Origin of the sequence: Sphingobacterium sp. Ag1, from assembly GCF_000988325.1 — a bacterium.
In the GTDB taxonomy this organism is placed as follows: domain Bacteria; phylum Bacteroidota; class Bacteroidia; order Sphingobacteriales; family Sphingobacteriaceae; genus Sphingobacterium.
In genome coordinates this window covers 1-19343 of record NZ_LBGU01000028.1, presented here as the reverse complement: position 1 = coordinate 19343, position 19343 = coordinate 1, and the positions used below count along the sequence as shown (strand labels likewise).

The 19343-nt window shown below is 40.0% G+C and carries 15 protein-coding genes and 4 tRNA genes; 15 read left to right on the top strand and 4 right to left on the bottom strand.

Annotation, left to right across the window (positions count from 1 at the left end):
* Positions 1–19: 19 nt before the first annotated feature.
* The 8 genes from murQ (at position 20) to AAW12_RS05735 (ending at position 5967) form a co-directional block, all read left to right on the top strand.
* Positions 20–832 (top strand): N-acetylmuramic acid 6-phosphate etherase, encoded by an 813-nt coding sequence (gene murQ, locus AAW12_RS05770; RefSeq protein WP_046672659.1) that lies wholly within the window; start codon positions 20–22, stop codon positions 830–832.
* A 38-nt stretch (positions 833–870) separates the two neighbouring features.
* Complete coding sequence (locus AAW12_RS05765) at positions 871–2361, top strand: sodium:solute symporter (protein ID WP_046672658.1); 1491 nt, start codon at positions 871–873, stop codon at positions 2359–2361.
* A gap of 118 nt (positions 2362–2479) precedes the next feature.
* Positions 2480–3295 carry a purine-nucleoside phosphorylase gene (locus AAW12_RS05760; protein WP_046672657.1) on the top strand — a complete coding sequence of 272 codons (816 nt, stop codon included), beginning with the start codon at positions 2480–2482 and terminating at the stop codon, positions 3293–3295.
* Between the two features lie 113 nt (positions 3296–3408).
* The gene (locus AAW12_RS05755) at positions 3409–5478 is read left to right on the top strand and encodes a putative porin (RefSeq protein ID WP_046672656.1); all 2070 of its coding nucleotides are present in this window, start codon (positions 3409–3411) and stop codon (positions 5476–5478) included.
* A gap of 130 nt (positions 5479–5608) precedes the next feature.
* A tRNA-Val gene (locus tag AAW12_RS05750) sits at positions 5609–5686 on the top strand.
* Positions 5687–5695: 9 nt separating this feature from the next.
* Positions 5696–5773 (top strand) — tRNA-Val (locus AAW12_RS05745).
* A gap of 9 nt (positions 5774–5782) precedes the next feature.
* A tRNA-Val gene (locus AAW12_RS05740) sits at positions 5783–5857 on the top strand.
* 35 nt (positions 5858–5892) lie between these two features.
* Positions 5893–5967 (top strand) — tRNA-Val (locus AAW12_RS05735).
* A 117-nt stretch (positions 5968–6084) separates the two neighbouring features.
* Here the strand turns inward: AAW12_RS05735 and AAW12_RS05730 are convergent.
* Complete coding sequence (locus AAW12_RS05730) at positions 6085–7266, bottom strand: acyloxyacyl hydrolase (RefSeq protein WP_084823093.1); 1182 nt, start codon at positions 7264–7266, stop codon at positions 6085–6087.
* 259 nt (positions 7267–7525) lie between these two features.
* Between AAW12_RS05730 and AAW12_RS05725 the strand changes: the two genes are divergently transcribed.
* Complete coding sequence (locus AAW12_RS05725) at positions 7526–10471, top strand: M16 family metallopeptidase (RefSeq protein WP_046672655.1); 2946 nt, start codon at positions 7526–7528, stop codon at positions 10469–10471.
* Positions 10472–10676: 205 nt separating this feature from the next.
* On the opposite strand, the gene AAW12_RS05720 is transcribed toward AAW12_RS05725, so the two are convergent.
* The gene (locus tag AAW12_RS05720) at positions 10677–11198 is read right to left on the bottom strand and encodes an NADPH-dependent FMN reductase (RefSeq protein ID WP_046672654.1); all 522 of its coding nucleotides are present in this window, start codon (positions 11196–11198) and stop codon (positions 10677–10679) included.
* 227 nt (positions 11199–11425) lie between these two features.
* Between AAW12_RS05720 and AAW12_RS05715 the strand changes: the two genes are divergently transcribed.
* The 5 genes from AAW12_RS05715 to lepB all read left to right on the top strand — a co-directional run bounded on the left by AAW12_RS05715 (position 11426) and on the right by lepB (position 16418).
* A complete protein-coding gene (locus tag AAW12_RS05715; RefSeq protein ID WP_046672653.1) occupies positions 11426–12223 on the top strand; it encodes a ParA family protein in 798 nt (265 codons plus the stop codon).
* A gap of 1 nt (position 12224) precedes the next feature.
* Complete coding sequence (locus tag AAW12_RS05710) at positions 12225–13160, top strand: ParB/RepB/Spo0J family partition protein (protein ID WP_046672652.1); 936 nt, start codon at positions 12225–12227, stop codon at positions 13158–13160.
* Position 13161: 1 nt separating this feature from the next.
* The gene (locus tag AAW12_RS05705) at positions 13162–13884 is read left to right on the top strand and encodes a DUF5683 domain-containing protein (RefSeq protein WP_046672651.1); all 723 of its coding nucleotides are present in this window, start codon (positions 13162–13164) and stop codon (positions 13882–13884) included.
* A gap of 205 nt (positions 13885–14089) precedes the next feature.
* A complete protein-coding gene (dapB, locus tag AAW12_RS05700; RefSeq protein ID WP_046672650.1) occupies positions 14090–14833 on the top strand; it encodes a 4-hydroxy-tetrahydrodipicolinate reductase in 744 nt (247 codons plus the stop codon).
* A 16-nt stretch (positions 14834–14849) separates the two neighbouring features.
* The gene (gene lepB / locus AAW12_RS05695; RefSeq protein ID WP_084823092.1) at positions 14850–16418 is read left to right on the top strand and encodes a signal peptidase I; all 1569 of its coding nucleotides are present in this window, start codon (positions 14850–14852) and stop codon (positions 16416–16418) included.
* Between the two features lie 228 nt (positions 16419–16646).
* Here lepB and AAW12_RS05690 read toward each other — a convergent pair whose 3' ends face one another.
* A complete protein-coding gene (locus tag AAW12_RS05690) occupies positions 16647–17363 on the bottom strand; it encodes a pyridoxine 5'-phosphate synthase (RefSeq protein ID WP_046672649.1) in 717 nt (238 codons plus the stop codon).
* Between the two features lie 60 nt (positions 17364–17423).
* Between AAW12_RS05690 and cdaA the strand changes: the two genes are divergently transcribed.
* Positions 17424–18218, top strand: a complete 795-nt coding sequence (gene cdaA / locus AAW12_RS05685) for a diadenylate cyclase CdaA (RefSeq protein ID WP_046672648.1) — start codon at positions 17424–17426, stop codon at positions 18216–18218.
* 89 nt (positions 18219–18307) lie between these two features.
* Here the strand turns inward: cdaA and AAW12_RS05680 are convergent, their stop codons facing one another.
* Positions 18308–19153 carry a DUF2911 domain-containing protein gene (locus tag AAW12_RS05680; RefSeq protein ID WP_046672647.1) on the bottom strand — a complete coding sequence of 282 codons (846 nt, stop codon included), beginning with the start codon at positions 19151–19153 and terminating at the stop codon, positions 18308–18310.
* Positions 19154–19343 lie beyond the last annotated feature (190 nt).

The window sequence follows — 19343 nt, the reverse complement described above, 5'->3', positions numbered from 1 at the left end:
AATACAATATATACTAATAATGGTAAATACAACGGAGAAAGATTCGAATTATCAGGATTTGGACAAGATGTCTGTGCATGAGTTGTTGACAAATATCAATAATGAAGATAAATCTGTGCCACTTGCGGTAGAGCAAGCTATCCCTCAGATTGAGGCATTGGTCAAAGTCACTGTGGAGAAAATGAAGGCTGGTGGTCGAACTTTTTATATCGGCGCTGGCACAAGTGGCCGTTTGGGTGTGTTGGATGCTTCTGAATTACCTCCGACTTACGGCGTTCCATTTGAATGGATCATTGGGTTGATTGCCGGTGGTGATACTGCAATTAGAAAAGCAGTTGAATTTGCAGAAGATGATCTGGAGCAAGCCTGGAAAGATATGGAAGCGTATGATATTGATGAAAACGATGTTGTTATCGGCATTGCGGCTTCTGGAACCACCCCTTATGTTATCGGCGGATTGAAAACGGCAAACGAGAAAGGGCTTGTGACGGGATGTATTGTCTGTAACGGGGGCTCTCCGATTGCGGAAATAGCGCAGTATCCGGTTGAAGTTATTGTTGGGCCAGAATTTGTTACCGGGTCTACGCGAATGAAATCGGGTACAGCACAGAAACTTGTGTTAAATATGTTCAGTACCGCAGTGATGATCCAATTGGGTAGGGTAAAGGGGAACAAGATGGTCGATATGCAATTGTCAAACCATAAGCTGGTCGGTCGTGGTGTACGTATCATTATGGATCAGACCGGGGCGCTTGAAGAAGAAGCTGCGGCTTTACTTGAGCAATTTGGTAATGTGAGACAGGCAATCGAAGCTTATCAGGATACCCATTGAGCATAACCTATTAAAATCACCTATTTTAAAAACAAACTATGTCACCAGTAATATTATTATCCTTTATAATAATCTATTTTGCAGTTCTGCTTGCTGTAGCTCACTTTACCTCGAAGGGAGCTTCCGATAACTCTACCTTTTTTGTCGCAAACCGGAACTCTAAATGGTATATGGTCGCCTTTGGGATGATCGGTACCGCGCTCTCCGGCGTAACTTTTATCTCGGTTCCCGGCGCAGTCGGTGCGTCTGAATTTAGCTATTTTCAATTTGTTCTTGGGAACGCCGTTGGTTTTGTCATTATTGCCTATGTATTGCTTCCGCTCTATTATAGAATGAACTTGACTTCCATTTATACGTATTTGGAAGAACGTTTTGGGCACACCACGTACAAGACCGGTGCTGCTATTTTTTTGGTTTCCCGTACGATCGGTTCGGCGTTTCGTCTTTATCTGGTCGCAATCGTATTGCAGCATTTTATTTTTGATGCCTGGAATGTGCCTTTCGCGATTACGGTCGTTATATGTTTGGTGTTAATCTGGATGTATACAAATAAGGGCGGTTTAAAGACGATTATTGTGACAGATACCCTACAGACTACCTTTTTAGTGACCGCAGTAATTCTCTCTATCTATTTTATGGCCAAAGGATTAGATTTTGGTATCGTCGATACTTTCGAGGCTGTAAAAGAAAGTAGTTATTCGAAGATCTTTTTCTGGGATGATTTTGTCGGTAGTAAAGCTAATTTTTGGAAACAATTCTTGGGAGGGATTTTTGTGACCATTGCAATGACGGGGCTAGATCAGGATCTGATGCAGAAGAACTTATCGATGGGGACCATTAAAGAAGCTCAAAAGAATATGATTACTTTTACAAGTGTTTTTGTGGTCATCAATATTTTCTTTTTAGCTGTCGGTGCTTTGCTGTATATCTATGCGGCTAAAAATGGAATTGATGTGACTCAATTAGCAACACGCGATTATTTGTACCCGGAAATTGCATTAAACCACCTGGCTATTGTTCCTGCAATCATCTTTATGATGGGGTTGACCGCGGCTACTTTTGCAACGACGGATAGTGCGTTAACTGCCCTAACGACATCTTTCTGTGTGGACTTTCTAAATTTCAATAAAAAAGAAAATCCCAATGATCCAGCGCTGATCAAGCAGCGTAATTATGTGCATTTTGGTTTTTCCATTGTGATGCTATTGGTTATTCTGGTCTTTAAGCTGATCAATGATGACTCGGTCGTCAATGCAATCTTTACTGCGGCGAGTTATACTTACGGGCCTTTATTGGGTTTATTCGTTTTCGGAATATTCACAAAATATGCCGTGCGGGATAAGGCTGTACCTTATATCTGTGTGCTTTCGCCTACTGTCTTATTTTTGCTGAAAACCTATGTTATTGAGGTGTATACACCGTATGTTATCGGATTGGACTTGATCATTATTAATGGTTTTATCACGTTTTTAATGCTTTTGATCAGTTCTCCAGGTAAAGCAAATGAAAAAGCGTTATCTCATCACTAGTATTTTTCAGCTATAAAAAATTTCTCCATTGGTGAGAAGATGTAAATACAAGTATTGATTTTGATTTGTACGTACAGAAAAATTAAGTTAAGTTTGATATACTTAGTTTTCTGTACGTATGTATCATAGCATAAATGAGACTACGGAATTTATCCGTAGAAAAATTGGAGATTTTACTCCAGAATTCGGTATCATCCTAGGTACTGGTTTAGGTAAGTTGGTTGATGAAATTGAAGTCAAGTATCAGCTAATGTATTCCAATATACCAAATTTCCCTATTTCAACTGTTGAATTTCATTCTGGTAAGCTCATTTTTGGAAAACTGAGTGGCCGCAATGTGGTCGCTATGCAGGGGCGGTTGCATTATTATGAAGGTTACGATATGCAGCAGATTACATTTCCGATCCGTATCATGAAAGTTTTAGGGGTACAAAAATTGTTTGTTTCCAATGCCGCAGGGTCCTTAAATCCTGAGGTAAAAAAAGGTGATCTTGGTATTATTGAAGACCATATCAATTTATTGCCCGATAACCCACTTCGCGGGCAAAATCTATCCGAGTTTGGTTCTCGATTTCCCGATATGAGTGAGGCTTATAACCGAGAAATGATCGTACAGGCTCTTGAGATCGCAGCAAAGCATGATATTAATGCACGAAAAGTTGTTTATGTTTCCTCTGCAGGTCCAAATCTGGAAACAAAAGCGGAATATCGCTATATGCGTCTGATCGGTGGCGATGTGGTCGGTATGAGTACCGTTCCAGAAGTAATTGTCGCTAATCATATGGCGCTTCCGGTATTTGCGATTTCTGTTGTTACGGATGAAGGTTTTCACGAGGATCTTAAACCCGTTTCCTTGCAGGAAATTGTCAGTGTTGCGGAGAAAGCGGAACCTAAAATGACGTTAATTTTGAAAGAATTAATAGCTTTGCAATAAATTGTCTTTTCATGTATCATCTTTGATGGCGAAAGTTGATGGATTGGTGGATATTTGAGAGTAATTTGTTCATTCAGGTGAATTTAGCTTTTTTGGTTTTTATATAATTTTAGATGAAGTTGATCGTACGCATACTTGCCGCATGGTGTGTTTTATTTGTTTATTCCATGGATGTTATTGCCCAGAGCAAGGAAGAGTGGAGTAGTGCATTGGATTCGGCTAGGGCAAAGGAAGATGGGAAGAAAGATTCTGTGATTCTTTCGGCAAAATATATCCGGTATGCCACGCTGGATATGTTGAAAAAAGGCACTTATACACGTCAAATTGATACGTCACATCATAATTATCAATATTATAATCCGCAGAATTTACCCTGGAATCCCAGCGTGAACCTTGGGGCTTATGGTCTTGCTACACGGGATCTATTGTTCCAACCTAAAAAGACCATTGGCTTTCAGTCTGGTTTTACAGCATTGGAACGTTATTTATTGAACCCCGATTCGATCCAATATTTTAGGGCCCGGGCGAGGTACTCCGAACTGTCGGCTGTGGGATTCTTTTTTAATGACCAAGTCTTTAGGGCACGGGTAGCACAGAATATCAATTCTCAGTGGAATATGAATGTCGATTTCCATTCGACCAAAACGGATGGATTTTATCTTGGGCAGAATTATTCGGATTTAAAGGCTTCAGTTGCGTCTTGGTATGAATCGAAAAATAACCGGTATAATTTGTTGATCAATGCAGTATTTAATCGTTTGGATGCCATGGAGAATGGTTCTATTACGGAGGATCTTCCATTTGCACCCGGAAACAGGCAGTCTCCGGACCGGTTTATACCGAAATTCAATGATCCGAGTAAAACAAATGTACCGCGATCCAAATGGTGGGATAACTCATTGTTTCTACGTCAATCGCTTTATTTAGGGCGATTGGATACAATCGATAAAGGCAAGCCGACCATGCAGATCCATCCGACCAATAGCATGGCGCATAATACGCGCATAAGAAGACAGACCTATAATTTCTTCAAGAACATGGATGACCAAAATGCGGCATTGCCTTACAATAATAAGGCATTGGCGCTGAACAGTGATAAGACGCTGATCACGAATGTTTCCAATGAATTTGAATATAACTTTTTTCTCAGAGGAAAGTCGGTCTTTAAGAATGAGGCGAAACTAAATTTGGCTTTTCAGCACGACATGAACTGGGTGGAGCAGCATCAGTTGGACTCCATGCGCTATTATAACAATACTTCAGCTTATCCACAGCCGCTGAAGAAATTGCCGGATAGCACCGCATTTGATCGCTTTTATCAAAATGGAATCGTGAAAGGTGAATTAGGGTATAAGTTTTCAGATCGTCTTGATTTTAGTTTAAAAGCGAATCAGATTGTATTTGGTCACAACTTTGGGGATTTCTTGTATGAAGCTAAAGCGGATATCTCCATGGGGGATAAAATTGGAAAGGTGACCCTGTCGGCTTATTCACAGAATAAATCGCCAGAGATGGTTTTCGAGAATTTAAATTATACCTACGGAAAATGGAATGATTTAGATCTTAAAAAGATGAAAATTCAGAACCTCGGTTTTCAATATGCCAATCCGATGCTTGGTTTCCATGGCAAGGTAGAGTATTTTCTGATGAACAATTATACCTATTTCGAGGAGTTGTCGAATCCACAGAACGATCCTAAAAAGGATAAATGGATTGTTCCGGCACAATTGGACAAAGCGAATTTGTTGAAGGTAAGTGTTGGACAAAAATTTAAATTAAACCATTTTACCCTCGATAATCTCGTGGTCTATCAAAAGACAGATCAACAGAACACACTGGCTGTTCCGGAGCTGTATACTTGGCATAGTTTGTATTACAGTAACCTGTTTTATAAAGTTATTGATTATAGTATCGGTCTGGATGCAAAGTTCAATACACCTTATGCCAATCCGAATTATTCAATTGGGACAGGACAGTTTTACAATGCTTACAAACAGATTGAGTTTTCGACCTATCCAATCATGGATGTATGGATTACAGCGAATATACAACGGGTAAATATGTTTTTGAGTTATAATTTTTTAAATCAGAACTTCTATCCGCATGGATACTATACAGTCCGACGTTATCCGATGAATAGTGCTAATTTTAGATTTGGTATTTCTTGGAAGTTCTATGATTAAAAATTATTTCGGTGTTTTTTAGCTTGTTGTGATGTTGGAGGCATAAAATCTTATAAAATAATTTTGAGAATAGAATTTTTAAGCTATATTTGCACACGCAATTAGGGAACGGCGTTCTTTAAAAAAGTATGGAGGCTTAGCTCAGCTGGTTCAGAGCATCTGCCTTACAAGCAGAGGGTCACAGGTTCGAATCCTGTAGCCTCCACCATACAAAGTCGGAGAATTAGCTCAGCTGGTTCAGAGCATCTGCCTTACAAGCAGAGGGTCACTGGTTCGAATCCAGTATTCTCCACCAATCCAAAACGGAGGCTTAGCTCAGCTGGTTCAGAGCATCTGCCTTACAAGCAGAGGGTCACAGGTTCGAATCCTGTAGCCTCCACAAAAGCATCATCAATTGGTGCTTTTTTTTCGTTAGGGGGTTTAGCTCAGCTGGTTTAGAGCACTACCTCGACAAGGTAGGGGTCACTGGTTCGAACCCAGTAATCCCCACGATAAAAAAAGCGTTCTTCATGAACGCTTTTTTTATGGACTAAATTCGCTGTAAATTTGAAAGTCCCCGATCCGGTATTCAATCTATCTCGGGCATCTTTCGCATTTATGTTCTTACTATTTCCGTTTCTTACCTAGTTTAATTCCGTAACCTGTTGTCCATTCAATAAAATCAGCTTTGCCACCATGGGCTTTAATGGAAACGCCGGCAAAGAAATCTTTGTACACTTTATATCGTACACCTGCTCTTAAATATACAGGCATGCTCTCGCCATTAAATTCGTTGCGATGAAGGTAAACTCCAACATTTCCGTTGATATAAAGGCGTGAGTTTAACACATGATCAATGTAGAAAGCTGGGCCGTAAGAAAATAAGGCGGAGAATTTCCCGGCTTTGTCGCCAGCAACCTTCTCGTCGTTCCCACTGGCCGAATAAAATGCATCAAACCCAGCGCCAAGCCGCCATTTGTAGCCGAAATGCTTGCTGTAGTATGCACCTAACATAGATTTAAAATATTGGCCATCGTGTTCGCGATCAATCTGTTTGAAGCCAAAGGCATAGTTGAAATGGAGTTCCTCTGTTTTCTCCATTTGTGGAACACTACTTTTTCTAAAATCAAAGGGCTTGTCGGTTGGTGTATAGGAAACAGATAGGCTCAAGGGGATGAGGTTTATCCCTGTGTTCGGTAATGCCAGAGCGCCATTGCTGAAGTGATGAAAGGCTGCGCCGGCCCCAACCTGAAAATGTTTGTTTAGTCGATAGTTGGCCTGAAGTCCAAAATCAATAAAAACATTGTTTTTACTGCCTATAAGTAAGTTGAAAGGATTATCCTCCTCGTTATAGGGGTTGAATCTGCCGGAAAGACCGAGCGCAATGCGATAATTGAAATTCCAGCGCGAGTTTACTTTTGGTCGAATGGGGATGGCGACAAAGCCATAGGCTGCGAAAGGTCGGCCGAGGTGTTCCTGGCCGAAGGTACTGCTATAGATTCCGATGCCATAAATCGGATAGTTGTATATTTCATTGTAAATGCTCTTTAATGAGTCTTGAAACTGGGTTTGAAAACCGACTCTAAAATTCAGTCCACTATAGTACGAGTCAGCAAGGGTTTCTTTGGAGCGCTCATTGAATTTGAGTTCGCCCCCGCTTTCATGTTCAAGTTGAAATATAAGTCTCTTCTTGGCTGGACTGAGGCTTTGTAAGGTGTCTTTCGGATTTTCTATTCGGGGTGTGACCTGTGCTGTGGCACGAAAGGAGAGTAGTGCCAGGGCCACAAAAGCAAGTATTCTTGATCTCATGAAATAAAACGTTAGCGTTTTTTAAAATTTTTGCAAAAATAAGAATGATATATCATTGTAACAATAGTATTTAAACAGTAGGGAAAATCAAGTTGCAAGAAATGCCATTTTTTAGCTACGCCCGTTGGTCTGTGATAGGTGAAATTCGACCATATAACCATCAGGATGTCAAATGGGTAAATAATTGTTGTTTATGTCTGTAATGTATTGCATATAAAAAGCAATTTATCTAAGTTTGAGGTGAAAAGAAAAAGGATATATGATTAAAAACCTATTTAAAATTACTGCTGTTACGTTTGCACTAACAACAGCAGGGGGTGCTTTGTTTGCCCAAAACGCCAAGTTTGATTGGAAAGAAGCATCTGAAGGGGGATACACTTACAAGTATGTAACGAACGACCCTACTCATTCGCGGTTTTACAAGCTGAAAAATGGCTTAACGGTGATTTTGAGTCCGACCAAAAAAGAACCACGTATCCAAACTTACATTGCGACAAAAGCGGGGAGCAAAACAGACCCGAAAGATCACACCGGTTTGGCCCATTATCTGGAGCATATGCTGTTTAAAGGAACCGATAAATTTGGTTCTAAAGACTGGGCAAAGGAAAAACCGTTGTTAGATCAGATTGATGCGCTCTATGAGAAATACAATGGTACAACAGATGAAACCGAACGGAAAGCAATCTATAAGGAAATCGATAAAGTATCTGGAGAAGCCGCGAAATATGCTATCGCGAATGAGTACGATAAATTGATGGCATCGATGGGGGCGGAAGGTACCAATGCTTTCACTTCATTTGAGCAGACTGTTTATCAGGAACAAATTCCAAGTAATGTAGTGGATAAGTATCTGGCGGTACAAGCTGAACGGTTTAGATATCCGGTATTGCGTCTGTTCCATACCGAGCTTGAAGCTGTTTATGAGGAGAAAAATATTAGCTTAGATAAAGATAACCGTAAGGCTGTAGAATCGATGTTCTCCGCAGCTTTCCCGAATAATAATTATGGAAAGCAGACGACAATTGGTACTGTAGAGCACCTTAAAAATCCATCTTTGAAAGCGATTCGTGAATATTTTCATACCTATTATGTCCCTAACAATATGGGGGTCATTATGTCCGGTGATTTTGATCCTACAGAGGTGGTGAAAAAGGTGGATAAGGCCTTTGCTTTTATGCAGGCGAAAGAAATTCCGGCCTACACGTTTGATGCGGAGAAACCAATTTTAACTCCTGTTGTCCGCGAGGTTAAAGGTCCAGATGCTGAATTTATGTTAATGGGATTCCGTTTTCCTGGCGCTGCAACAAAGGATGCCCGTATGCTCAATCTGATGAGTCAGATCTTGACAAATGGTTCTGCCGGTCTGATTGATCTGGATTTAGTGAAGAATCAAAAATTATTAGGTGCAGGTGCTTTTCCGTATGTGTTAAAAGACTATTCTCTGCTTCTGTTGCAGGGTAATCCTGGTCAGGGACAGAGCTTGGAACAGGTGCAACAGCTGCTGTTGCAAGAATTGGCAAAATTGAGAAAAGGAGAGTTTTCGGATGAGCTGATTACGGCGATTGTGAACAACGCTAAGAAAGACGAAATCAAACAAAATGAAAGTTATGGTGACCGTGCTGAATCATTGATGGATGCCTTTACTTCAGGTCAGGATTGGGCTTCTGTTGTGGGCTATTCGGATGAATTGAATAAAATCACCAAGCAAGATGTGGTAGATTTTGCTAACAAATACTTAAATGACAATAATTACGTCGTTGTTTATAAACGTAAGGGGGTTGATAGCAATGTTGTTAAAGTTGTTAAACCTGAGATTACCCCTGTAACGGTCAATCGTGACGATCAGTCGGAGTTTTTGAAGCGCGTAGAAGCAATGCCAGAGGATAAAATCCAGCCGGTATGGGTAGATTATAACAAAGATATTCAGAAAGCTACTGCAAACGGTTTACCAGTACTTGCTGTAAAGAACTCAGATAATGAGCTGTTTTCGCTGTCTTATCGTTTTGATGTGGGAAAATGGAGCAATAAATTACTTTCATTGGCTGCGGGTTATCTAGAATTTTTGGGTACAAAAGATAAATCCAGTGAGCAGTTTAGCAAGGATTTTTATCAATTGGCGTCTGATTTTTCAGTGTCTGCAGGAAATGAGGAAACCATGGTGTCGATTTCGGGTTTGAATTCAAACTTTACGGCTACACAGAACTTGATTCAGGATTTGTTGCGTAATTGTGTTGCTGATCAGGAGGCTTTCAAAATGTATATTGCCCGTCTTAAAAAGGCTAGAGCAAATGCGAAAGAAAACAAGGGAGCGATCATGGAAGGCCTAAAATCTTATGCTAAATACGGCGCTAAAAATCCGTTTAATAATGTGTTTACAGATGCGGAATTGGATGCTTTAAAAGCGGAGGATTTGGTGAAGGCATTGCACGATTTGGCTAATATGAAACATACGATGCTTTATTTTGGTCCATTGACGGCTACGGAATTTGTAGCAAAAGCGAAGCCTTTAAAACAAGGTGCCGGAGAGTACGTCCAAGCGAAAAAAGGGTTGGTGTTTGCGGAGTTGCCTACAAGCCAGAATCAGGTTCTTTTTGCTAATTTCGATATGAAGCAAGCTGAAGTATTTTGGTATAGAAGTTCAGGTGTATACAGCAGTGCGCTAACGCCAACGGTTTCTCTGTTTAATAATTACTTTGGCGGCGGCATGGGAAGTATCGTTTTCCAGACTATCCGTGAATCGAAAGCATTAGCCTATTCAACTTATGCCTATTATGGACAGCCTTATAAAAAAGAAAACCATTATACCGTTGGAGCCTATGTTGGGACGCAGGCTGATAAGTTTAACGATGCGATTAAAGGCATGAATGAGCTATTGGATGTGTTGCCTGAAAGTGCCAAAGGGTTGGATATTGCGAAAGTAAGTTTGGAAAAATCAATAGCGAGCGAGCGTGTATTAAATGCTTCTATTTTAGGTAGTTATTTAGCTGCTCAGCGTTTGGGGAATGCAACTGATATTCGTAAAGTTGTCTATGAGCAAGCGCCAAAATTAACTTATGGTGATCTAAGCACTTTCCATAAGAAAGAGATGAGTCAAAAACCCTATGTTTACTGTATTGTGGCAAAAGAAGAAAGTCTTAAGCCGGAAGACCTTGCGAAACTGGGTGAGGTGAAAAAGCTGGATCTTAAAGAGATCTTCGGCTATTAGATCCTGGATTGCTTGTCTTAAGAATTAGATTAGCGTATGATACGAAAGAAGCCTCCGGTGTTTGCCGGAGGCTTCTTTCGTATCAGGTTTTGTGAGCCCTTTGTTTTTTTATTCTTGTTTCACGCTACGGAATCCTTGTTTCACTGTTCGCGAGTAGGATTAGTTTTAAGGTGAATTCGCTATCATGGCTACTAAAACTAGCGTATTAAAACCGGATAATCTCCTCAATCTGTTCGTTGATAAATTGCAGCGTATCTTCTTTGAATAACTGTCCATCATCATTCAGTTCGTTCTGAACATTGGGTAGAAAGATCTTAAGGGGAAGCACGTGCATTCTTAAGTAATGGCAAATACCAGTCAGATGATCGATGCCGCGGAGGTTGCCGTAGCGACCTGAGGATAATCCAACCAATGCAACTTTCTTGTGATAAAAACTAATCGGAAATGTACAGCAGTCAATGAACAGTTTCAGTGCTCCTGGAATACTTCCATTGTATTCGGGAGCGATGAAAATAAATAGCTCAGCTTTACTGACCATTTCTTGGATGGGTTCAAATGCGGTACTTCTTTTTCCGTAAAGATCTGTTTCTAAAATGTTTGCTGGTAGATCTTCCAACGAAAAGATGTTACTTTCAATTGACTTACGATCAAGTAATTGCTGGTAGCATTTTGCTATTTTTAACGTCTTACTATTGGGACGGTTTGTTCCGGATATTATTAAAATCATTGTGTTGTTGATACTTATAAAAAGCGCATTTTCAAAGTGGATACATATCTTGATTTTTTGTATCTTAGCATCCTGAGGATATGTGCTTTCGATCAATCAAAAGTACGAAATATGCTGAATTAGTTCTGTTAATTTGAATCGCAGATTAAAATTTGGGCAAATTGATCTTCAGAAACGTGAAATGTAGTATAAAATGACATTTTAATTAAGAAAGGTTTTCATTCAAGATGGGAAAAGTAATCGCAATCGCAAATCAAAAGGGTGGGGTCGGAAAAACCACAACGTCAATTAATTTGGCGGCTAGTTTGGCGGTTTTAGAATATAAAACATTGTTGGTAGATGCAGATCCTCAAGCAAACTCTACTTCTGGGATTGGTTTTGACCCACGTACAATCAGCGCAAGTGTTTACGAATGTTTAGTGAATGATTTGGATCCTCATGAGGCTATTCAATCAACAGAAACACCAAATTTGGATCTTTTACCGGCTCATATTGATTTGGTTGGGGCAGAAATTGAGATGATCAATATGCACGAAAGGGAATACAAGATGAAAAAAATCTTGGATCAGGTAAAACAGGATTATGATTTTATTATCATCGATTGTTCGCCTTCTTTAGGCTTAATAACAATTAATGCATTATCTGCTTCGGATTCAGTCATCATTCCAGTACAATGCGAATACTTTGCCTTGGAAGGACTTGGAAAGTTATTGAACACAATTAAAATTGTTCAAAACCGTTTAAATACGAGTTTGGAGATCGAAGGAATTTTGTTGACCATGTATGATGTCCGTTTAAGATTGTCAAATCAGGTGGTCGAGGAGGTGAAAACACATTTCACAGATTTAGTTTTTGATACGATTATTCAGCGAAATACCCGTTTGAGCGAAGCTCCAAGCTTTGGAATTTCTGTTATCATGCATGATGCGTCCTGTAAAGGGGCGATCAACTATTTAAATTTGGCGCGAGAGATTTTACAGAAAAACGGGCATCTTAATGAAATGAATAAAACAGTAACCGCATAATATGGCAGCACATCAGCGTAAAACAGGACTGGGAAGAGGCTTAGGTGCGCTATTAAACGATAGTGTAGAAGTTCCTGCTAAAAGTAATCAGCAAGTGGAAGAGGCTCCTCTAGTTACACCAACTGCTGTAACAGCAACAAAAGAGAATGGCAGTATCAGCCATGTTCGTGTAGAAGAAATATCTGTCAACCCTTTTCAGCCGCGTACAGAATTTGACCCGGTTGCTCTACAGGAGTTATCGGAATCCATTAGTTTACAGGGGTTAATTCAGCCGATTACAGTACGTAAAATTTCGGACGGCAATTATCAATTGATTTCTGGGGAGCGACGCCTCCGCGCTTCACGCCTGGCAGGTATTACCGAAATTCCAGCGTATATCCGTACAGCCAACGATCAGCAGATGCTGGAAATGGCCCTGATTGAGAATATTCAGCGGGAGAACTTAAATGCGATTGAAGTTGCCTTGAGTTTTCAGCGCATGATTGAGGAATGTAATCTAAAACAGGAAGAATTGGGTGAGCGTGTTAGTAAAAACCGTTCTACTGTTACAAATTACCTTCGTTTATTAAAACTCCCACCTGTCATCCAAGCAGCAATACGTGATGGGGCTTTGACTATGGGACATGCTCGTGCCTTGATCAACATTCCAGAGGTTGATAAGCAACTTTATATCTTTAAACTGATTATCGATCAAGGTCTATCTGTTCGTAAGGCTGAGGAATTGGTTCGTGAGTTACAAAAAGGCGGTAAGAAAAAAGCTGGAAAAGATAAAGCTCCGATGTCTTTTCAATTGCAGAAAATTGAAGATGATCTGGCGTCGAAATTTTCTTCTCGGGTCAAATTGAATCTGAAAAGCACAAAAGGAAAGGGTGCTATTGAGATCCCTTTTGAATCGGAGGATGATTTGAGTCGCATTCTTGAATTGTTAGATTGGTAATATGGCCAAGTTAATAAGCTTGATATTTGCGGTGTTTGCACTGTCGGTGGTACATGGACAGACTGTGGATACAATTCCTAAGAAACAATTGGCACCCGTCAAAATAGATAGCATAAAGCAAAAATCGGTACAGGATACCGTAAAGAAGGAATCTCGGAAGGAACGTAAAAAACGGGAGAAGGAGGAGGCGAAGGCGAAAGAGAAGGTTGTGTTTAAAGATTCTACCCGGTTGGCTATTGAAGCAAAAAATAAACAAGCATGGAAGCGCTCTTTAGTACTTCCAGGCTGGGGACAGTATACAAATGGCGGAGTTTGGTGGATAAAAGTACCTGCAATCTATGGTGGCTTAATAACAACCGTACTTGTTTTTGACTTCAATAACCGTTATTATAAGGAATTACTGGGGGTATTACAAGACAAAGCTCTTGGTAGGCCAATTGATCCTTATTACATCGGAATCTCCGACCAATCTATCATCCGGGCAAAAGATAATGCGCGGCGAAATCGAGATCTTATGGTGCTACTTACGTTAGGTGTTTATGGTCTGAATGTCGCAGAGGCTTATATTGACTCGATGCTTAAATATCGTTGGAGTATTGGGGATGATAAACCCAAAAAGACTGCTTTCTTAATTGGACCTACTTTAATGGATGCAAGTCTCGCGTCGGGAACTTATTCGTTTAAACCTACGGTCGGACTTAAATTGACAATGAAATTTAATTAAACTACCGGATTTCAAAGGTTATATTTCGATTCCATTTGTTTATTCATGAGTTTATTCCTTATTTAAGGCATTCCTATAACCCCAGCAAAGTTAAGACAATATAAGGCTTGCTCAGTTTATTTTTCATGAGGGTTATGGTTTTAAACATGGGTATTTCATTGAAATTTTTTAATTTTAAAAATAAACTATACTTTTTTCTAAATATATGAACATCATTCTCTTGGGATATGGCAAAATGGGGCAGATTATCGAACGATATGCACTAAAAAGAGGCCATCAAATTTTTTTAGTTGTCGATGAACATAATCGTCCTAACCTGACTGCTGATGATATTAAAGGTGCTGATGTCGCAATTGACTTTAGTGTACCTTCTGCAGCACTGGATAATATGAATCTTTGCCTTGAAGCAGGGGTGCCTATTGTAGTAGGAACAACTGGCTGGTATGATCACTTGGAGGATGTTAAGGCGAAGTGTTTGGATGCTGATGGTTCTATTTTGTATGGCTCCAACTTCTCTATCGGAGTGAATGTATTCTTCCATATCAATAGAATGTTGGCGAAGGCATTGCAACCTTATAAACAATATGATGTTCAGGTAGAGGAAATACACCACATTCACAAGTTGGATGCACCAAGTGGTACAGCAATTACGATTGCTGAGGGCATATTGGACAATAGCGATGTGAAAACCAATTGGGTAAATACTGTTGTTGGTGAACAGGATGAGATTATTCCAAAACCGCAGGAACTTTTAATAGAAAGTCATCGAATTGAAGAAGTTCCAGGAACACATACCGTGCTTTATAGTTCTGAGGTTGATCAAATAGAGTTTAAGCATACTGCACATAGCCGGGATGGATTTGCTTTAGGGGCTGTAGTTGCTGCTGAATGGTTGAATGGCAAAAGAGGTTTCTATCAAGTCACGGAAATTTTTGATTTTAATAAATAGTACTAATTAGTAGATTATGGGCTTAATTATATTTGCGGTTTTAACAGCAATATCGGGATATGGATTGTGGCAATTGTTTGTTAAAGCTGGCAGAAATGGCTGGGAAGCGATCGTGCCTTTTTATAGCCAGTATATTCAGGCAAAATTGACGGGAAGACCTACATGGTGGGTAATTTTATTGCTCGTGCCAATTGTCAATGTCTTTGTTTTCTATAATCTTTACCTTGATTTTATCCATTGTTTTGGAAAACGCCGTTTTTGGGAAAATGCAGCTGCAGTTTTGGTCCCTTTTATTGTTCTGCCAATGTGGGCAAAGGACAATAATGTGCGTTTTTTGAACGGCTTATATGCTAAAAATTTAAAGGCCGCAAGCCAAGAAGGTATTGAACTGACTGAGGAGAAACGTGCCGAAATTGCACTTGAATCTTACAAAGATTATAAAATTAAATATCCGTATAAGAAATCCATGGTGCGCGAATGGGCAGATGCCATTGTATTTGCAACTGTCGCAGCGTCGCTTATTCGTGGTTTTCTGATTGAGGCTTATATGATTCCTACCGGATCGATGGAGCGGACCTTATTGATCGGAGATTTCCTATTTGTCAGCAAGTTAAATTATGGACCACGGGTTCCTAACACGCCGATTGCATTTCCTTTTGCACATCATACGATGCCCATCACTGGAGGGAAAGCATATTCTGAATTGATTGAATTACCCTATAAACGTTTGCCAGGATTTCAAAAGATTGAACGTAATGATGTCGTTGTTTTCAATTTTCCTGCAGGTGACACTGTCGCGCTTGAGAACCAAAATGCAAGTTATTACGATCTTGTTCGGGCTTATGGCTGGCAGACTGTCAATTCGCAGTTTACGATTCAGGCAAGACCTATTGATAAAAGGGAGAACTATATTAAACGTTGCGTCGGATTGCCGGGCGATAAAATTTCTATGAAGGATGCCAAACTCTTTGTGAACGACCAACCGGGGTTTGATCCGCCAGAAAGCCAGTTGGATTATCTCGTATTAACGGACGGTACACCATTAAATATGGACCGATTAAGAGAGCTGAGAATTGAAGCGGTGGGTGGTGATCAGCAACCTGGTGTTTATCAATTGTTCATGACAAAAGATGAATTAGCTATAGTAAAATCATGGTCGAATGTCAAAGAAATCAGAAGAAGTCCCGTTGGTGAAGGTGCTTATCCGTACGATCCACAATACAAATGGGATTTTGACAATTTTGGACCGATTTTAATCCCGAAAAAAGGATGGACAGTGGCATTAAATGCACAGACTCTGCCCATTTATGAAAGAGCTATCCGTGTTTATGAAAACAATAAGTTAGAAAAACGTTCGGATGGGATCTATATCAATGATGTGAAAGCAGACCATTATACGTTTAAAATGGACTATTTTTGGATGATGGGTGACAATCGCCATAATTCGCTCGACTCAAGAGGTTGGGGATTTGTTCCCGAAGATCATGTGGTCGGAAAGGCTTTATTTACTTGGATGAGCTGGGATGAGATTGGTACAGGGCTTTCGAAAATTCGCTGGAACCGTATCTTTAAAGGAATTCATTAGCAACTGCAAGTTGAGCAATAACACCGCTATTTGGGGTGCAATAAAAAAGGGCTTTCGTTGAGAAAGCCCTTTTTTATGAACCTGTGTTTTCTCTCGGCAAGAGAAAACCTTTGTGATCTCGTTTGCAGCTGCTGGTGACAGCGAAATTACGAAGGTTTTAATGAATATTTTTGCAGTTTCTCAACCACAAGGGTGCTGCCTGATGAACGCTATTCCCTGAATGTTGCACTACTTCAAACAAGCGAGGTAACGTTTGATCGTTTCCTCTAACCCTAAGTATAGTGCATCGGATATAAGCGCATGGCCTATGCTGACTTCCAGGAGTTCGGGGATATGTTGGTTGAAATATTGCAGATTGTTGAGATCTAAGTCATGGCCCGCATTTAGACCTAATCCAACTTCACGTGCTTTTAATGCAGCTTTGAAATAGGGTTTTATCGCAAGTTCTTTATCGAAGCCATACTCCGTAGCAAATCCTTCTGTATAGAGCTCAATGCGATCTGTTCCTGTTTCGGCCGCGGCCTCTACCATTTCTTCGACCGGATCAACAAAGATGGAGACACGTATACCAGCATCTTTGAACAATTTGCACATATCTTGTAAGTAGGCTTTGTTTTTAATGGTATCCCAGCCATGGTTAGAGGTTAATTGTCCTTCGGTATCGGGTACTAAGGTTACTTGTGCTGGTTTATTGGCCAATACTAGGTCAATAAACTTCTGTTCTTGGCAATTCCCTTCAATATTGAGTTCGGTCTGGATTTCTGCTTTTAGATCAAAAACATCCTGATATCGAATATGTCTTTCATCAGGTCGTGGATGCACAGTGATACCTTGAGCGCCAAAACGTTCACAGGCTAATGCCGCAGATACTAGATTGGGGTTATTGCCACCTCTAGAATTTCTGAGCGTTGCGATTTTATTGATATTTACTGAAAGTCTAGTCATTTTCCTGTATGTTATGATGTAAAAATACAAATAATATCTATTTTTTTTTAACTTGCATATATGGATGGAATCGACTATAGCCTGTTTAGCGGCTTTCGCCTATTGGACGTTATTGATATCATATTGGTAGCGATTATTATCTACTATATCTATAGTTTGATTAGAGGGACCATTGCTGTTAATATCCTGATTGGCGTAGCACTATTTTATGGCGTTTATATTGTCGTCAAACAGATGCATATGCGCTTGCTGACCGAAATATTTGGCGGTTTTATATCTGTCGGGTCCATTGCATTGATTGTCGTGTTCCAACAGGAAATCAGGCGGTTCTTACTGCACGTGGGAAAGAATATATCCATGAAACGGAAGAAAGTTTTTTGGTCGTTTATCGGGAATAAGAAGGCAATACAGAAAGATTTGACGGAGGACCTAAAACCCGTTATCGAAGCCTGTAGAAGCATGTCGCGTACACGGACGGGAGCTCTATTAGTTTTCTCAAAGTATTTTGACGAGGAATATTATCAGAGCAGCGGGGAGTATATTGATGCCCATATCTCCAAGCGCTTGATTGAAAGTATATTTCATAAAAATAGCCCATTGCATGATGGTGCAGTCGTTATTGTTGATTTTAAGATTATGACAGCATCTTGTGTGCTTCCATTGTCAGATAGTGAGGATTTACCGCTGCAATTCGGACTACGGCATCGTGCTGCAATTGGAGTGACGGAAATCTCGGATGCGATTGCTGTTATTGTCTCTGAAGAGACTGGTGAGATATCTTTTGCGAAGGATGGAAACGTCAATATGAACGTTTCACCAGAAGAACTTGAGCAATTGCTAAAAGACGAGTTATAAAATAAAAAGCTGAGCTATAAAAAAGGCTTTAAATGCCAATGCCCCCCAAAAGTTAGACACTTTCTGGGGGCATTTTTAGATAGAGATACCTATTTCTTTGCAGCGTTGATCACTTGTGTATTTAATTTGATGTATTCACCATTTTTATCTGCTGTGGCAACTTCAAGACCTTTGGTTGCTGTTTCTATCGCACCTTTTTTATCTCCAGCTTTTAATTGCGCTTTTGCTTTCCAATATAGGACGTGAGCGGCTTTGGGTTGAGCTTTAGCAGCTTCGTCAAACCAGCTTAGTGCTTTATTTAGATCTAAATTATTACTGAAGTAATATTGGGCTGCAGCAAAATAAGGTTTTTTCTCACCCTTCATAGCCTCGTCAATAGAAGCTAATATTTTAGCTTGTTGATTGACTTTGAGATCAACCTTTACGGACGTTTTTTCCCAAGCCAGATTCAATACAGCACCTGTAGGTGTAACATTATCAAAAGAAATGGTAAATGTCTCCACTGGATTTGCTAAGGTCTGCGGTTTAACATTGAAGCGTAAGGCATCTTCAGTTTGTTTATAGGTATAGGCACCCCATTGTTTGGTGTTTTTACTGATGATGATGGTCCACTCTGATTTGTTCGGGATTGTGAAAAGAGCGTAGGTTCCAGCAGAAAGCTTATGGCCATTCAACTCAACGTCACCTTCAAAGGTTAATGTGGTATTGGTATTTGCTCCTGTACGCCATACTTCATTATAAGGAACAAGATCGCCAAAGATCTTACGGCCGTTCATGCTAGGTCTGCTGTAATTAAGGGTTACGTTTTCAATACCCAATCCTTGTGTAACTGTCTGTGAGCTACTTGCTGCAGGTAGCTTTAGCTGAGCAAAAGATTCGTTGGCCGTAAACATCATTGTTGCGGCAATGGCAATTGCAAAAAGATTCTTTTTCATCTGTATTATTGTTTGTTTGTTGTTGTATGCTTAATCCTGTGGTTCAACGTGCTGTTGATATGTATTTGATCATGTTTTCTACTCTCCTGTTGAAAACAGAAAATCTGATTATAGCTTGGCTGTAGTATTTAATGGCTCTTACAGCATCTATATCCTAAAAGTAGGAAGAATTTTAAGAAAAAAAGGCATC

What these genes read in the sequence shown, in the direction of transcription:
- murQ (WP_046672659.1), top strand. Translation starts at nt 20, where the DNA reads ATGGTAAATACAACGGAGAAAGATTCGAATTATCAGGATTTGGACAAG.
- AAW12_RS05765 (WP_046672658.1), top strand. Translation starts at nt 871, where the DNA reads ATGTCACCAGTAATATTATTATCCTTTATAATAATCTATTTTGCAGTT.
- AAW12_RS05760 (WP_046672657.1), top strand. Translation starts at nt 2,480, where the DNA reads ATGTATCATAGCATAAATGAGACTACGGAATTTATCCGTAGAAAAATT.
- AAW12_RS05755 (WP_046672656.1), top strand. Translation starts at nt 3,409, where the DNA reads ATGAAGTTGATCGTACGCATACTTGCCGCATGGTGTGTTTTATTTGTT.
- AAW12_RS05730 (WP_084823093.1), bottom strand. Translation starts at nt 7,266, where the DNA reads ATGAGATCAAGAATACTTGCTTTTGTGGCCCTGGCACTACTCTCCTTT.
- AAW12_RS05725 (WP_046672655.1), top strand. Translation starts at nt 7,526, where the DNA reads ATGATTAAAAACCTATTTAAAATTACTGCTGTTACGTTTGCACTAACA.
- AAW12_RS05720 (WP_046672654.1), bottom strand. Translation starts at nt 11,198, where the DNA reads ATGATTTTAATAATATCCGGAACAAACCGTCCCAATAGTAAGACGTTA.
- AAW12_RS05715 (WP_046672653.1), top strand. Translation starts at nt 11,426, where the DNA reads ATGGGAAAAGTAATCGCAATCGCAAATCAAAAGGGTGGGGTCGGAAAA.
- AAW12_RS05710 (WP_046672652.1), top strand. Translation starts at nt 12,225, where the DNA reads ATGGCAGCACATCAGCGTAAAACAGGACTGGGAAGAGGCTTAGGTGCG.
- AAW12_RS05705 (WP_046672651.1), top strand. Translation starts at nt 13,162, where the DNA reads ATGGCCAAGTTAATAAGCTTGATATTTGCGGTGTTTGCACTGTCGGTG.
- dapB (WP_046672650.1), top strand. Translation starts at nt 14,090, where the DNA reads ATGAACATCATTCTCTTGGGATATGGCAAAATGGGGCAGATTATCGAA.
- lepB (WP_084823092.1), top strand. Translation starts at nt 14,850, where the DNA reads ATGGGCTTAATTATATTTGCGGTTTTAACAGCAATATCGGGATATGGA.
- AAW12_RS05690 (WP_046672649.1), bottom strand. Translation starts at nt 17,363, where the DNA reads ATGACTAGACTTTCAGTAAATATCAATAAAATCGCAACGCTCAGAAAT.
- cdaA (WP_046672648.1), top strand. Translation starts at nt 17,424, where the DNA reads ATGGATGGAATCGACTATAGCCTGTTTAGCGGCTTTCGCCTATTGGAC.
- AAW12_RS05680 (WP_046672647.1), bottom strand. Translation starts at nt 19,153, where the DNA reads ATGAAAAAGAATCTTTTTGCAATTGCCATTGCCGCAACAATGATGTTT.